General features: G+C 61.9%; 11 protein-coding genes. 3 read left to right on the forward strand and 8 right to left on the reverse strand.

Annotated elements, in window-relative coordinates; genetic code table 11:
- Positions 1-185: 185 nt before the first annotated feature.
- Entirely contained in the window at positions 186-878 is a 693-nt protein-coding gene (locus tag JWS14_RS44390) for a GntR family transcriptional regulator (RefSeq protein WP_206016640.1), read from the forward strand.
- Between the two features lie 145 nt (positions 879-1,023).
- Here JWS14_RS44390 and rraA read toward each other — a convergent pair whose 3' ends face one another.
- From rraA to JWS14_RS44425, 7 genes are all read right to left on the reverse strand, one after another.
- Positions 1,024-1,515: a ribonuclease E activity regulator RraA gene (gene rraA, locus JWS14_RS44395; protein ID WP_206016641.1), complete on the reverse strand. Its 492-nt coding sequence runs from the start codon at positions 1,513-1,515 to the stop codon at positions 1,024-1,026.
- A 321-nt stretch (positions 1,516-1,836) separates the two neighbouring features.
- Positions 1,837-3,306: an MFS transporter gene (locus JWS14_RS44400; protein ID WP_206016642.1), complete on the reverse strand. Its 1,470-nt coding sequence runs from the start codon at positions 3,304-3,306 to the stop codon at positions 1,837-1,839.
- A 318-nt stretch (positions 3,307-3,624) separates the two neighbouring features.
- Positions 3,625-5,076 carry an MFS transporter gene (locus JWS14_RS44405; RefSeq protein ID WP_206016643.1) on the reverse strand — a complete coding sequence of 484 codons (1,452 nt, stop codon included), beginning with the start codon at positions 5,074-5,076 and terminating at the stop codon, positions 3,625-3,627.
- 866 nt (positions 5,077-5,942) lie between these two features.
- Positions 5,943-7,067, reverse strand: coding sequence for a citrate synthase 2 (locus tag JWS14_RS44410; RefSeq protein ID WP_206016644.1), 1,125 nt, complete (start codon positions 7,065-7,067; stop codon positions 5,943-5,945).
- Positions 7,068-7,300: 233 nt separating this feature from the next.
- Positions 7,301-8,338: an NAD-dependent epimerase/dehydratase family protein gene (locus JWS14_RS44415; protein ID WP_206016645.1), complete on the reverse strand. Its 1,038-nt coding sequence runs from the start codon at positions 8,336-8,338 to the stop codon at positions 7,301-7,303.
- Between the two features lie 39 nt (positions 8,339-8,377).
- On the reverse strand, positions 8,378-10,300 hold the full coding sequence (locus JWS14_RS44420) for a flavin-containing monooxygenase (RefSeq protein ID WP_206016646.1): 1,923 nt from the start codon (positions 10,298-10,300) through the stop codon (positions 8,378-8,380).
- Positions 10,301-11,007: 707 nt separating this feature from the next.
- Positions 11,008-12,462, reverse strand: coding sequence for an aldehyde dehydrogenase (locus JWS14_RS44425; protein ID WP_206016647.1), 1,455 nt, complete (start codon positions 12,460-12,462; stop codon positions 11,008-11,010).
- A 292-nt stretch (positions 12,463-12,754) separates the two neighbouring features.
- Here JWS14_RS44425 and JWS14_RS44430 point away from each other — a divergent pair, with 292 nt between their 5' ends.
- Together JWS14_RS44430 and JWS14_RS44435 are read left to right on the forward strand one after the other, a co-directional pair.
- A complete protein-coding gene (locus JWS14_RS44430; RefSeq protein WP_206016648.1) occupies positions 12,755-13,765 on the forward strand; it encodes a zinc-binding dehydrogenase in 1,011 nt (336 codons plus the stop codon).
- Between the two features lie 104 nt (positions 13,766-13,869).
- Positions 13,870-15,330: an MmgE/PrpD family protein gene (locus JWS14_RS44435; protein WP_206016649.1), complete on the forward strand. Its 1,461-nt coding sequence runs from the start codon at positions 13,870-13,872 to the stop codon at positions 15,328-15,330.
- Here JWS14_RS44435 and JWS14_RS44440 read toward each other — a convergent pair.
- Positions 15,309-16,025, reverse strand: coding sequence for a GntR family transcriptional regulator (locus JWS14_RS44440; RefSeq protein WP_206016650.1), 717 nt, complete (start codon positions 16,023-16,025; stop codon positions 15,309-15,311). The two genes, JWS14_RS44435 and JWS14_RS44440, sit on opposite strands and share 22 nt — an antisense overlap.
- Between the last annotated feature and the right edge of the window lie 264 nt (positions 16,026-16,289).

Below are 16,289 nucleotides of genomic sequence, written 5' to 3' on the forward strand. Positions count from 1 at the left end.
CGTCGACATCCGTGGTTCCGGCGACGGATTGACCGCGCAGACCGCAACGTCCCGCGGTCACCCAATGACCGCTCGCGGCTGCGGATCCGGTCGGGCCGCGCACAGTCCTATCGACACTGCGGTTGACCGCGGCCATAGAATGGTACATTATGTCTAGTCTCTGAATCCGGAAGGTACGACCGGCGATGCCCCTGAATGACAGATCAAGACGACAGCAACTTCCAGACGAAGTTGCCTCGTACGTACGCGAGATGATCATTTCCGGCGAGGTGCGCGCGGGCGAATTTCTCCGCATCGAGCGGATCGCCGAAGCCGTGGGAGTCAGCACTACACCCGTGCGCGAGGGACTCCTTGCGCTCCGGAGCGAAGGCTTCGTCGAGATGGTTCCCCGACGCGGCTTCGTCGTGGCCCAGTTCACGAAGCAAGACGTACGTGACCTCTTCTGGGCTCAGGCGCAACTGGCCGGTGAACTGGCCGCCCGCGCCGCGAAGAACATCACCCCCCAGCAGATCACCGAGCTCGAGGGAACCCTTCAACAGCACCAGGACGCCATCGCCCAGGGCGACACAGAACGTATCGCCTCCCTCGGCCACGCGTTCCACCGCAAGATCAACCTGACCGCGGACTCTCCGCGCCTCGCCCGCATCCTGGGCTCCGTCGTCACGAACCTTCCGAACCGCTTCTACGCCACCATCGAGGGCCACCTCACCACCACACAGGACGCTCACCCTCTTCTGCTTGAGGCGCTGCGGAAGCACGCCGGAAAGAAGGCCAAGGCTCTCATGGAGTCGCACATCCTGGACGGTGCGGATAACCTGATCGAAGAACTCGAGCAGCGCGGGCTGTGGGATACCGACGACGAGGCGAACGTGAGCTGATACACGCAGCCGCGCCCGCCTCTTACCGCCTGGATCTCGGCGCGCGTCCTGCGGGCCGCGGCACTTCCTTGAGTTCGCAGCCCGTTACAACTCATCCTTCGTCCCCGAGCAGAGCTCGTAGTCGCGAGTCCAGCTCCCGATTCCCTCAACGTGCGGTCGGCCGGGGCAGGAGGACCACTCCGTCCTCGTCGCACACAACACGGGCACCCGGAATGAACACGGTGCCCCCGAAAGCGACTGGGACATCGAGCTGATTACCCTTGCCTTCCTTGCCGCTCTTGCGGGGGTTCGTCCCAAGCGCCTTCACTCCGATATTGATCACGGCCAACGCAGCCGCATCGCGGATGGCACCGTTGACGATGAAACCCTCCCAGCCGTTCCGTGCTGCCGTGGCTGCCGCCTTGTCCCCAAGCATGGCGCAGTGGAGCGAGCCGTCCCCATCAATCACGATCACCCGGCCGTGCCCAGGCTCGCTGACCAAAGTTTTCAGTAGCGCGTTGTCTTCGTGCCCCCGAAAGGTAGCGAGAGTGCCTTGGAATCGCGTGCGCCCGCCGTATTGGCGGAACTGAGTGGTACATATGCTAAGCGATTCGCCGTGCTCGTCATAGAGATCAGCGGTCGTCTCGAACTCAGGCATTCAAGTCTCCATTCGTGTGAACACGCGGAACGATCCGACAGTTGTGCCGGTTGTGCAGATCGGTCGGGGCACGACGGCCGCGAGCAACTTCGCGCGTTTTCTATCCACAACTCGGATGTGTCCCTTCGGGACACATCCGCGCCAATGATCTTAGATCATCGGTGTGAACCGACTAATGTTGGTGCACTTACACTTTCGTTCCGAACACCCAAGTTCGACGATTCGCATGGTCATCGGCAGCGATTCCCTTTCATCCCACCGTAAGTGATCTCCTGCGGAGGGCTTCCGGGAACGGCAACCCACGCTTGTCTACCGTCTCGACTACAGTGGCGGCCGGCGTCGGCGGCGTGTGTGAAATTGGGTTGCAGTCGAGCTTCTGGACTCGCTGTTCCCGGGGTTCACGGTGGGTTTTCCCGGAGTCATCAGGCGGTTCACGATGAGGGCGGCGAACACAACTGCGCAACCGAGCGCTCCGAGCGCGAGGGCTAGCTTGATTCCCGCCTCTGTGGGGTGCAGGTCCGGAGCAAGATGCGCGGCGAGAACCGCACCCGAGACGGCGCTGCCGAAGGAGCCTCCCACCGTGCGCAGGACCTGGTTGAAACTCACAGCGCTGCCGAGTTCGGTGTCGGCAACACTGCGGGCGATCAGCGCCGGCATCGCCGCATAGGTCATACCCATCCCGATCCCGAACCCGAACATTCCGACCAGAATTTCCCACAATTCGTTATGGGCCCACCACAGCAGCGCACTCGAGGCGGTCACCAGGCCAGCGCCGAGGAGGAGCAGCGTTCTCATGCGAACCCACCGGGCGACGACACGCACGAGCCGGTTCGCACCGAAACTACCGATTGACAAGGGAAGCATCACGAATCCCGCCCAGAACAGCGGCAATGCGATGCCGTATCCCGTCGAAGTCGGGGACTGGGCGATGAGGCTACCGATGGACAGTCCCACGTACATGGCAGCGCCGAGTCCGATCGCGGTGCCGTTGGCCACGAGCACATCACCGTTGCGCAGGACGCGTAGGTCGATCAGCGCGTGTGGTGTGCGAAGTTCGACGAGGGACCACGCGGCGAGAATAGTTCCCGCGGTGACGAAGTACCCGATCGTCCACAGACTGGTCCAACCCCAGCGTGAGCCTTCACTCACGGCGACGAGCAATGCCGTAAGTCCCATACCGATCAAGAGCGCCCCCGGCACGTCGAAGCGTCGGCGCGGTGCCCGCTCGTCCGGGCCCGCGGGAACGACCCGCCAGACCACCAGGACCGTCGTCGTCAGGAACAATGCCGCGAACCAGAAGGCGAACCGGAAGCCGAACAGATCGGCGAGGATTCCGGTCAGCGGGTAACCGACGCCGAGTCCCGTCGTGACGGTTACCGACAGACTCGAGATGCCGAACTGAATCTTGCTGTCGGTCAGGTAGCGGCGAGCCAGGGCGATGGTCACCGGAACGATCCCGTAGCTCAGTCCCTGCAGTGTGCGCCCGATCAGGAACACAGTGAAGTTGGGGGCCGCCGCGGCCACGACCGATCCGAGGAGGATCGTCAGCAGCGAGCAGAGCAGCAGCCGCTTCTTGTGAGGACCGTCGCTGAGTCGGCCCATGATCGGCGTTGCGATCGCCCCGACGAGAAGGTTGATGGTGAGCATCCACTGCGCCGCGCTTACGTCCACGTGTAACTCGTCCGAGATGGTCGGCACGAGCAACATGCCCAGTGAACTGACGACGGCGCTCGTCAAAGCCGCATAAATAAGGGCGCCAAGTAGGTTCGAGCGTGTCGTCGTTTCAGGCAAATCGGTGCCTCTTCCATCAGTTTGTGCAGGACGTGGACGGCGGAGGCCAAGCTTTCCTGTCCTTTGCCCCCGCTCGTCACCGAACTTGGGTCTGCGGTGTGCGCCAGCCTTTGGCCACCCCTGGCGATACCGATCGACGGTCAGCGCCCTGCCCGTAAAAGGTGGTTCGAGCCGGAGCAGAAGAACCTCCGGTTGATCGTGGGCCTTCGACAAGCCACACACACCAACCGGAGGTTCTGTTCGTTTCAAGCCGGCACCGCGACCCACGTCCTGGCCGAGTACATCGAGGTGCCCTTGCGGGCCCTGTTCGGCAGTCGACTACTTCCGCAGACCCTCTTCGGTGCGGTCGCCGGCGGTTGAAGAAAGACTCAAGTCCGATGCAGACTCGGCTCTGGCGAGCTCCTGATCGTCCGTGTCGTGGAACGATATCAAGTCGACACCGGACCGGTCGGTGGTCGCAAGGACAGCGCAGATCGAGATGGCGATGATACCCAAAGTCACCCACAGCACGGCCATATTTCCAACGGCAGTGCTTAATGCGGCGGCAACAATCGGTGCGGGTGCAGAGAACAACACATTTGAAAATGTAATTGAAAGAGCCGACCCTGAAAAGCGCTGCTCGGTTGGAAACTGCTCGGCAAAAAGAGCTGGCTGGGCCCCAGTCGCGAACTCCTTCCAGCACAACGCAAAGACCGCGGAAAACCCGATGAAGAGAACCGAACCGCTGGGCATGGAGAGGAAGAACAACGTCATACCGACGGCACATCCGGCGAGCGCGATCAACACCGTTTTCTTACGGCCGATGCGGTCGCTCACCCATCCACCAGCGAGGCAGCAGGCCATTCCGCAAGTGCTGGCTATAGCCAAGATCACAAAGGTAGTGCTGTTGGAGAGGTTTCCTTGGCTCTTCATCAAGCTGAGGCCATAGACGCTGACCAAGTAGACGGTGACAAGGACTCCACCCCACGAGAGGGTGAGCTTGGCGATTGTCCCTGGATGTGTGCGTACAACACGAAGACCGGCGCCCTCGTTGCTTGTCCCCTTGACTTCACCTACCGGCGTGTTCTGCGCGACCTTGAACGCAGGCGTTTCCGTCAGCTTGAGCCGCATAAATACTGCGACCGCGACCAATGCGATGCTGGCGAGGAATGGGATTCGCCAACCCCATGAGAGCCATTGTTCCTCGCTGAGTACGGAGGTGAGCACCACCAGAGAGACGCTCGCCAACAGCTGACTGGCCGGGACGCCGACACTCACGATCGCGCCCATGAGGCCACGGCGATCCTGGGAGGAGTGCTCCATGACCATCAACTGATTTCCGGTCGACTCGCCCCCAAGCGAGAGTCCCTGTATGAACCTCAAACCCACAAGGATCGCGGCCACAGCGAAGCCCTTACCCGTCGGCAGCAGTCCAATTGAAATGGATGCAATCGACATGATCAGGAGAGTGATGAACAGTACCGGTCGGCGTCCGATTCGATCTCCAAGATAGCCGAATAGGACGGCGCCGATCGGCCGCGCGACGAAGCCGACGCCGAACGTTGCAAACGATGCCAGGAGTGCGCCCGACTCACCCAAATCGCTAAAGAAGAGTTGCGGAAAGATCGTAGCCGAGAGCGCGCCGTAGATGGTGAAGTCGAAATACTCAAGAGCTTGACCAATTGTTCCGCTTACGGTCGCCCTCTTTTGCATATTCGGCGCTTTGGTATCTTTTCGCGGACTTCCTGGGGGCAAGTCGTCCGATCCATTGTTCAAGCGGGCGGTATCCACCGTACTTGCTCCTTTGCAGTGCCTACGTAGATGCATGGTTTGGGTGTTATTCTCGACAAACGTCTAACTAAGACGCGCTCGGTTCGAGGAGATTTGTCGCCGAAGTCGACTTCGGCTCACCAATTTCTCAACTATCCGCTTGTGTCACATCAGTTGAATCGGCACGCGCACCCAAGATCATCTGCGGGGCCGCACAACATATGGCGAGCGTGAAACCCTCCGCTACATATGTCACTTTCACCTCCGCGCGCTAGCCGATCTCGCGGCCTGGTGCTCCCGAGGCTTCGAGACCTGGTGAGCGCTAGCCGAGTCTTAACGATAATATATGAACCCTGTGCGGTCAACATCACAGTCCCTACAATTTGCGCTTTGCATCCCAGGTTGTAACTGAGTCGCCGAAGTTACTCAGTCCCTCTTTGAAGAGGGCGTCCTCGGCAGATCTGCACGATCACCGAGCGGTTTGCTTCCGTCCCACTTCTGTTGTCAGTAAGAAGCATTGGGAGGCATGGGGTAGCGAGGCAATCTCGGCGATGGCCACACCGAGGGCCCTCGCTCCCTGCGGCGATCAAGGAGCCGAACTACCCAGGCAGGGACGACAGTTTGAATGGTCGAGTGGGCGTTCCCTCAGGATGCCGGTAGGTTCAGTCAGCGCGCGCCTTCTGGGTGGCGGCGTGGTCACTCGCTGGCTCCGGTGCAGCTACAGATACTTGCGCAGAGCGAGGAGGAACTCGTCATCGGTGTATTCGATACGCCATTCTTTCTCGCGCACAATAGTCCGACTGGAGGGCACACCGGCGACGCGACAGACCTGCGAGTCCAGTGGTCTTTCACTGGGTTCGAGCAATGCTTCACCGGTTTCCCGCGGTTCAGCGGATGAACTCGTCCCAGCCGGTGACGGATTCGGGGGTGCGGGGAGCGGGTCCGGTGTAGATGGCGGCGGGGCGCACCAGCTTGCCGAGACGTTTCTGTTCCAGGATGTGCGCACACCAGCCGGCGGTACGTCCGCAGGTGAACATCGCCGGCATCATCGCGGCCGGAACCTCGGCGAAGTCGAGGATGACCGCGGCCCAGAATTCGACGTTGGTTTCGATGGCCCGGTCGGGGCGGCGTTCACGCAGTTCGGCGAGGGCGGCCTGCTCGAGTGCGGCGGCCGCCTCGTAGCGGGGGGCGTTCAGGCGGTTCGCGGTGGCGCGGAGCACCCGGGCGCGGGGGTCTTCGGCGCGGTAGACGCGGTGCCCGAAGCCCATCAGCTTTTCCTTGCGGTCGAGGATGCCCTTGACCAGGGCGCGGGCATCGCCGGTGCGCTCGGTGTCCTCGACCATTGGTAACACCCTGGCCGGGGCGCCGCCGTGCAGCGGGCCGGACATCGCGCCGACCGCGCCCGACAGGCAGGCGGCGACGTCGGCGCCGGTGGAGGCGATGACGCGGGCGGTGAAGGTGGAGGCGTTCATGCCGTGTTCGGCGGCCGAGACCCAGTAGGCGTCGATAGCGGCGACGTGGGCCGGGTCGGGGTCGCCTTTCCAGCGGACCATGAACCGTTCGGTGTTGGTCTTGGCCTCGTCGATGCGTTTCGTGGGCACGGCGGGCTGGTAGATGCCTCGTGCGGACTGGGCGACGTAGGACAGGGCCATCCCGGCGGCGCGGGCGAGGTGTTCGCGGGCGGTGTCGTCGTCGATGTCCAGCAGCGGCGTGAACCCCCAGATCGGGGCCAGCATGGCGAGGCCGGCCTGGACGTCGACGCGGACGTCGCCGGTGTGCACGGGCAGCGGGAACGGCTCGGCCGGCGGCAGGCCCTGGCCGAAGCGGCCGTCGACGAGCAGCGCCCACACGTCGCCGAACGTCACTCCCCTGTTGACGAGTTCTTCGATGTCGACGCCGCGGTAGCGCAGGGCGCCGCCGTCCTTGTCGGGTTCGGCGATGTCACTGGTGAAGGCGACAACACCCTCGAGTCCACTGGTGAATCCCTCGAGCTTCTCGTTGCTTGTGGTCATCTCTATCGCGACCATCGATTACCTACCTCCGAAGTTGTGCGCCTGAAACTCATGACTATTCCGCACCGTCCATCTACCGAAACTCAGTCGGTGTTACGTGTATCGAAGTCGTCCCGTCCAACTCTGTACTTCCATCCCGACCGCGTCGGACCGCGCGGATGCCGCACGTTTCGGTGCTGGCGCGACAGAGATCGTCACCACTTCGCGCAACGGTCACAACTTTGGAGATGTCGTCAGTCGTCGCTGGGCCATGAAACCGGGACCAACCCCTCGAGCTCGCGGTACGCGTTGACGGTTCGCCACAAGCCTTGCTCCATGGAGTATTTCGGCTTCACGCCGATCGTGTCCGCTACGACGCTGGCGTCGTATTCGAGGGACCAGTTGGTCTGGGCGCCAGCCTTGAGTCCTGCTGCCTGTGCGCCGTCTACGAGCTCCATCTGCGCGTCAGGCAAGAGTCGGTGAACGAATGTGAATGCATCGCGAATAGGACGGTAGTCACCCGTCGTGACGAAGCTGCGCCCCCCACCAGCGCGAGTCTCGACCGCGGTCACGAAGGCACGTGCGACGTCCTCGATGTAGTGGAAGCCCAGACTTCGGTCTCCGAAGGGGACGCGGTTCGGGCCGATTCCTCGTGCCGGGTTTTCGACCAAGTTCTTGAACCAGGTGTTGCCACCGCCGCGTCCCGCCTTGACATGCTCGCCGAACCCGTACACCTTGCCGAGCCTCAACCCGACCACGTTCAGGTTCCGGTTTTCGTGGTAGCGCTTGGCGATGTTTTCGACGAACGCCTTGGTGCTTCCGTATGCGGATCCGGGGTCGAGCGGGCTCGAATCGTCGATGACGCCGTTCCGAGTGAGGGACCGAGGGCCGAAGACGTTGATCGAGCTGGCCCACACCACACGCTCGACGTTCTGGGCCAACGCTGCTTCGAACACGTTGACACTGCCGCCGATGTTCACATCGATCGCTCGGGGAATGTTGCTCTCTGACGACGCTGCGACGATCGACGCCAAATGGACGATGCCTGTGACGTTGTGGTCCGCGATGGTCTGCTCGAGCAGCACTCGATCACATATGTCGCCGTGGGCGACGATGACGTCCTTCCAGCGCTCCTCACCGAGGATGTGGCGCGCGTTGTCGAGGTCGGGATGGCTGTCGCCGCCCGGCACTCCGCCGAAGTATCCGTAGAGGACAACACCGTGGCCGGCGTCGACAAGATCGCGTACGACGTAACCGCCGACGAACCCGATTCCGGTAACCATTATGGACATTGGACTTCTCCTGGTTGATGGCAATTGCACGCGATGGACCTAGACGTGGCTCTCGATCGGCACGATCTCGAAGTCGTCGAGGTCGGCTTCGCGTGTGAGCTTCCAGAAGTCGACCGACCGCCACGGACTGTTCGTCACGACCCGTCCGCGGTCGTTGCGGAAGTAGGTCGACATCCCGGGATGGCTCCAGATCATGCGCGAATGCATGTTCTGAATCTGCTCGTTGTACTCGTCGTAGACCTCCTGGCGGCACTCGACCTCGGCGAGCGACTTCTCGGTCATCTGACGCAGAACACTGAGCACGTAGTCGATCTGGCACTCCACGGTGAAGATGAAGCTGCCGCCATGACCAAGCGCGGTGTTAGGTCCGTAGAGCATGAAGAAGTTCGGGAACTCGGGCACGACTGTTCCGAGATAGGCGCGTGAGTCATCACCGTCCCACGCATCGCGCACGTCCAACCCGCCACGACCGATGACCTTGACCGGAGACAGGAAGTGGGTCACGTCGTACCCAGTGGCGACGATCAAGACGTCAGCTTCCACCGCTTCTCCATGCGCGCCGTACACTGTTCTGCCTTCGACACGCGCGGCACCACCGTCGACGAGCGTTACGTGCGGTTTGGCGATCGACCTATACCAACCGTTGTCGAGGAGCATGCGCTTCCCGAACGGCGGGAACTGTGGCGTGACCTTCTCGATCAACTCGGGGTGATCTGCAAGCTGCTCCTCGATGTACTTGGTGAATACTTCGCGGTGGCCGTCATTGATGGCGTTGATCGACCTGTCGGGGTCCTCCCACTCCGGGTCGATCTGCAGTGCCTCATGAACCTGACTGTCGAAGATCCAGCTCAGACGCAGGCGATACAGCCACAAGTAGTGCGGCACTTCCCGCACTAGGAAGCGAATTGCGTCGGGTACCGGGACGCGGAACTTCGGGAATGGCGCTGCCCAGTGCTTGGACCGCTGGAAGATGGTGAGTTCGGCAACGCGGTCGACGATCGCTGGGACAAGCTGCATCGCACTGGCACCGTTGCCGATAACGATCACGCGCTTCCCGTCGAGCTCGATGGACGGGTCCCACGCCGAGGTGTGGACCATTGGGCCATCAAAGTCGTGCAGCCCCTGGACCTGGGGGAACTTGGGTGTGGTGAAGCAACCGACTGCGGAAACCACCACGTCGCTGACGAACACCTCTTCCGTGCCATCGGGAAGGCGGAGCCGAGAGCGCCACTGGTGCGATTCTTCGTCGTAAACGGATTCGAGGCATTCGGTGCCGTAGCGCACTTGCTCCTGGACGCCGGAATCCTTGGCGACGCCACGAAAGTAGCCTTCGACCTCGTCCTGCAATGGATAGTAGTGGGTCCAGTCGCCACCGGCGAACGTGTAGGAGTAGAGATGGCCGGGGGTGTCGACTCCACATCCGGGATAGTGGTGTGAGTGCCAGACGCCACCCGCGTCGTCCTGCTTCTCGATGATCGTGTAATCCACACCGGCCTGACCGAGACGGATGGCCGCTGCCACACCTGACATACCGGCTCCGATGATCAGCACCCGGAAACCGCCGCAGTTCTCGATCGGCTCCGGCGTGGCACCCGAGTACTGCTCGAGCTTGTGCGTCATCAGCGCCGCGTACTCCGCCGGGATCGGCTCGGCCTCTGAGAAGCTCATCATTGAGATGATGTCGTCCGACGTCAGACGGGGCTTTGCGATGGGAGTGCCGTTCTTCCAGGCGATGATCGCCTCCAGTGCGGCGGCCCGGACCTCCGCTTGCAGATCCGGAGCGAGTCCGCCTGCGTCGTTGTCGTCCCAGCGGCTCTTGCTCAGCGTGTAGGGCGCCGAAATCCACCGTGAGTCACCGGTGAACTGGTACAGCAGCAATAGCAATGTGGGGATGTTGGCAGACGGAAGCGCCTCGCTCAGCTGCCGCCGAAAAGGGGGTTCAAGATTCGCGGTCTCCGCCATGTCAGATCTCCTAAACACTGAAAGATTATCGGTTGATATATAAAGTACGATGCATCTGTGCGATTGCTTTTAGGGTGGGCCTGTCGGTGATGCGCCCACCCCAGTCGCGGGGAGCGAAAATCGCCGTTTCCGTCTGTTCGTGCACGTCTTGGCAGGCGGGTTCGACTCAGCCGGGTATTGGAAATCGCGGAAGCAAGACGGCCTCGTGGGTCACGTGAAACGGGTAGTCACGGCTAAAGAGAGACAGACGAGCCCGGCACGGTTGCGCCTTCTGCAGACGAGAGTCTCGGTTCGAGCGAATTTGCATGCGGAGAGCCCTACCCGCTCTACCCAGCGTGGACGGGCGCGAGCCCTTGGCGGGTCGCTTGGATTAGTGCGATGGAGTGGTGGCAGCCCATCGTTGGTCGTAGGCGAAGCGACATCCAACTCCAACGATAATCGCCTCGATCATATCGATGCCACCGGCTGAGCCATCGGCATGCGGTGAGCCTCGCAACATATTGGGCCGCTTCAATTCACGACCAGGTCGGGCTTCTTCGGGACGGGCCCATCCCGATGCGAAAGCTCTAGGAGCGTCGTTCCTAGCAGTCTGTGGTGCGCCCCGGCAGTAGACATTTTTCATCTCCTTGATCAGCACTACGTAGAGCCGTGTGCTTCCCTGTGGGTTCAGAGCGGCGACGACCTCATTGTCGGCCGCTGGCGATGGATCAATCGAGGGTTGCCGCGGTCTCCGCGGGGATGCCGATCGACTTGAATTCGATGAACGGGTCGATGCCCTCCTTGCCGAACTCTCGTCCGAGTCCGCTGTACTTCACACCGCCCATCGGAGACAAGAAGCCCGCTGGATTGCCGTTCACTTCAACTGCGCCGGTCTCCAACTGTCGCGCGACGCGAACGCCTCGCAGGGGATCGCCGCTGAAGACGGCACCGCTGAGGCCGTAAGTGGTGCTGTTCGCGATCGCCACCGCTTCCTCCTCGGACTCGTACGACATCACTGCCACGACGGGACCGAAGATCTCGCGCTGCGCGATCGTGGCATCTGGATCGACGTCGGCGAAGATGGTGGGCTCGACAAACCAACCGTGGTCGATGTCCGGCCGGCCACCTCCACGCACGATCTTTCCTCCCTCGGCCCGTCCGGACTCGATGAAGCCTTCGACGACGGAACGCTGGCGCGCACTGACCAGCGGACCGACCTGGGTCGCGTCGGCACTGGGATCGCCGATAGGCATGGTGTCGAGCATGGCGTTGAGGTGATCGATGAGGTCGTCTCGGCGCTTGGACGGCACCAAAATTCTGGTCTTCAACGTGCAGATCTGTCCGTTGTTTCGGAACGATCCCATCCGGAGCGCCTCCGCGACAATGCCGAGGTCGGCATCGTCGAGGACTACCGCTGCGGACTTCCCGCCGAGTTCCAGCGTCACTCGGCGAAGATCCTTGCCGCAGATCTCTGCAATTCGCCGACCCGCCACGCTCGAACCGGTGAAGGTCACCTTGTTCACGCCCGGGTGCGAGATGAGGTACTCACTGACGTCTCGGTCAGCCGGCACGATACTGACGACGCCGGGTGGACACCCGGCCTCTTGCAACAGGCGTGCGACGACGTAGGAGTCGAGAGGAGTCTCCGGCGACGGCTTGAGCACGATGGTGCACCCCGTCAGCAGTGCCGGTATCAGCTTCTGCATCGTGAGCGACAGCGGCACATTCCAGGGGACCACCCCCGCCACGACGCCGACGGGCTCTCGGACGACCAGCGCCTGGCCGTTGGCCGACCGCCGCACCTCCTCGAACGGGTAGGTCTTGATCGTGTCGACGTAGGCCTGAAGGATCCCAACGGGGTTCGGCACCTGAATGGCGCGCGATTGACTGATCGGACAACCCATCTCGGCTGTCGTGATTTGCGCCAGCTCCTCGGCGTTCTCGAGCATCAGATCCCGAAGACGCTCGACGATGCTGATTCGCTCACCGAGCGTCATCGTCGACCAAGGGCCGGACTTCAAGGCCCCGCGGGCTGCAGCTACGGCCCGATCCACGTCTTCCGGCGTGCCCGCCGGCACCGAGGCGATGACCTCTTCAGTCCACGGCGAGATCACCTCGATCGTCTCTTTGCCCGACGGTGCAACCCACTCGCCCCCAATGAAAAGCTGGGAGTGATCAGTCATCACATTCAAGTGGTTGGTCACCACGTTCATCCGCTTCCTCCATAACCTTTGCGCTCACGTACGAACAGCCAATTCCGGTGCTCGTCTGCGATTTCACGCACCGCTGTGGCGTTACCCGGATTGATTATCGATAATATCGTATCGCTAGTGACCTGGCCCACGCAACCGTCGATCCGCGATTCACGCAACCCACCACCGCTTGACCCGGGACTGTTATCGATAATATTGTATCGTTAGTGTTGTGACCCACGCAACGATGCGCGGGTAGTTCCACCAAACCGGAGGTGTCCCGATGAAGGGTGTTGTGTTCTACGGCGAGCGTCGATTGGAGCTCGAAGATTTCCCCGATCCGACGCCCGGAAACAAGGAGGTGATCGTCGAGGTCAAAGCCTCTGGGATCTGTGGATCCGACCTGCACACCTTCCGTGGCCCCCGTCTCGGTCAACCGGTCATCGCCGGCCATGAGCCAGCTGGCGACATCGTGGCAGTAGGTGCAGACGTCTCGCCGGAGCTGATGGGTCGATCGGTGATGGTGCACCACTACTTCGGGTGCGAGCATTGCGATCAGTGCAGATCCGGATGGACCCAGATGTGCCGCAATGGCGCCACTGCCATGGGAGCAACAGCGCCCGGTGCCCACGCGAACTACATCAAGGTTCCAGTCAGCACCGTCATTCCTGCGCCGGAAGGGCTGAGCTACCTCGCTGCGGCGGCCATCAGCTGTGGAACAGGAACCGCCTGGGGTGCGTTGAAGCGACTCCAGCTGCAGGGTGCCGACACCATCGCCATCTTCGGTCAGGGGCCCGTCGGTCTCGCTGCCACTCAGCTCGCCTCGGCAATGGGTGCACGTGTGATCGCACTCGACATCTCCGCAAAGCGACTCGAGCGCTCCCGAGATTTCGGTGCCTCGGAGGTGATCAACCCAGCCGAGGTCGACTCGGTGTCCGATGCGGTGCGCGATCTCACCGGCGGTCGTGGAGTGCCGAAGAGCCTGGAGACCTCGGGCGCGTCGTCGGCGGCAGCCGACGCGCTGCACGTGCTCGACCTATGGGGAACAGCTAGCTGGGTGGGAGTCGGCTCCACGATCAACTTCGACCTCACCGAACACCTCTACAAACAGATCACGTGCGTTCCGTCGTGGACACTTTCAGTCCCGGCAGTGGAGCACTGCGCGCGGTTCGTGCTGGACCGCGGAATCGATGTCGACGCCCTGTTCACGGACACCTGGAAGCTGACGGAGGCATCGGAGGCATACGCGCTGGCGGAGCAACAAACCGCCGGCAAGGGCGTTTTCGTTCCCTGAGTGGCGTTTTCGTTCCCTGAGTTGAGCACTCACATTATCTATAACCCAGACCTCCGCGCGGCAGTATATGACGGCCGGCGGTTTCGTTGACGAGAGGTAGGAACATGACGGCGACGAGCGAAAAGCTCGCACAGTTCGTCGAGCAAGCGAGCTTCGACGACCTGCCGGACGACGTGGTTCACGAGTCCAAGCGAATCCTGCTCGACTCCATCGGGTGCGCCATCGCGGCCGGTGACGATCTCAAGGGCCGCATCGGGATCCAGTATGCGCAGGTTCTCGGCGGCGAAGACCGCACCGCGACAATTTTGGGCTCGACGATTCGTTCGTCCGTGTTTGGTGCTGCGTTCGCCAACGGCGAGCTCATCAACGCCCTGGACTTCGACGCGGTGCTCCCGCCGGGGCACGTGTCGCCGTACGTGCTCCCGGGAGCCGTCGCCATTGCCGAGTCCGCGAACGCGCATGGAACCGATCTGATCCTCGCTACCGCCCTCGCGCACGAGATCTCGAACCGGTTCGGCAAGGCGATGGACTACATCCGAGACGTCGATGGTGAGACGGTCACGATGCCGGCAGTCCTCGGCTATACCTCGACCATCTTCGGTGCCACCGCCGCCATCACCAAGCTGCGCAGCGCAACCGCCGAAGTCACGGCCCACGCGTTGGGCATCGCCGCGGGAATTACGCCCGCAAACTCCCATCGCTCGTGGATCGAGCACATCCCGATCTCGACGATCAAGTACACGATGGCGGGGCCCGTAGTCCAGTCTGCCCTGACTGCCGCTCACATGGCACTGCTGGGACATACAGGTGACGTGCAGACGTTCGACGACGACGAATTCGGCTATCCGCGCTTCATTGGTACAAAGCGATGGGTACCGGAGAACATCACCCACGAAATCGGTTCCACCTGGCACTTTCCCGCCGAGAACTCGTTCAAGCACTACCCTCACTGCCGTGCTCTGCATGGCTTGCTCGACCTCGTGAACGACACATTGCGCGACAACAACATTCGCCCGACCGAGATCGATGCGATCCGCGCTTGGGGCGAGGGGCATGTCGAGCGCGCCTCCTGGCTTACCACTGACATCAACCGTGCGGTCGACGGGCAGTTCAGCATTGCGCACGGACTTGCAGTCGGCGTCCAACAACTCCCGCCCAGCAAGCGCTGGCAGTCTCCTGAGATCGTGTTCGACGACCAGGTCCTCGATCTCATGACCCGCATCAGCTATGAACGGCACCCAGAGTGGATCCCGTCCATGATTTCAGATCCGGCTGCCCGTCCATCGCGGCTGGAGATCGATGCCCATGGCCAGACTTATGTCTCCGAGCTTCGTTACCCCAAGGGCACCCCGCAGGCCAGCGGAGGAGTGGGGACCACTGACGATCAGCTGGTCGCGAAGTTCCTTCTCAACGCTGAGGGTGTGCTCTCACCGGAAGCAGCGGAGGCGGCCGTGGACTCGATCATGAATCTCGAGAGGGTGTCCGGCGTGGCCTCCGTCATTAGAGGCCTCGGCGCGCAGGAGTGCGTGGCGCCGCTCGAATATCACACTTCTTCTTCGAGCTGAGCCGAATCTGCCCACAGTCCTCGCTCCGCAAGGATCTCGACCAAGCGATGGCCCTGCCCGAGGATGTGGTCGAACATCAGCTGTCTGGCTGTTTCGGCGTCCCGATTGCGCAATGCCTTGAGTAGAGCGGGGTGCTCCGTGCCGGTGTGCTTCGGGTTGCCGGCGGAGTAGTAGCGGTTGGGCAGGTTGGACGTGATGTGGTCGAAAAGCATTACCAGCTTGTGTGCCTGCGCGGCGCGGTGGAGCTCGTTGTGAAACTCGAGACCGATCTCCGGGATCGCTTCCCAATCGCCGGACTTGACGGCTTGTGCGTACTGCTTCACGTTCGCCGCAAGGACATCGAGTTGCTCGTCTGTGATCTTTGCGGCCGCGCGTGCAGCGAGTTCGCCTGCCACCTGCGCCTGCGCCCAGTACAGATCATTGATGTCCTCTGCGGTGATCGGTGCAACTACGAATCCACGGCGCGGCAGAAAATTCAACAGTCCCTCGTTCGCCAGAGACAGCAATCCTTCGCGGACCGGTGACTGGCTGGTCCCGAGCGCCTCGGCAATCCGCTCGATCCGCAAGAACTCCCCCGGACGGACCTGCCCCGAGGTGATCAGCTCCCGAACATAGGCCTTCACTTGATCCGGAAGCTGAGTCCGCTTTCCGGACCGACGCCGCGGCTCACGCTGATCGACTGGTGCGACGTCCACGCGAAATCCTCCATCGTCCTCGCCCTGCCCTACAGTTCGGCCGAGCCGCCTTTGTTTCCATTCTAAGCTATAACCCTGCTTACCGATAATGTAGAATATTCTCTTCGTTGTTGGCTGTTTCAGCTTCCAACCTATGGCTCCTGGCCAGATAGCGCGTGGCTAATGCCGTCAGCGCTATTCGGGCGACCGCTAGGCGGTTGTCACCACTCCACCAAGCACCTTCGAGAAAGCAGATTGACATGCGCTTGACCAACCTGGCACCGG

Source organism: Rhodococcus koreensis (assembly GCF_017068375.1).
GTDB lineage: Bacteria > Actinomycetota > Actinomycetes > Mycobacteriales > Mycobacteriaceae > Rhodococcus_F > Rhodococcus_F koreensis.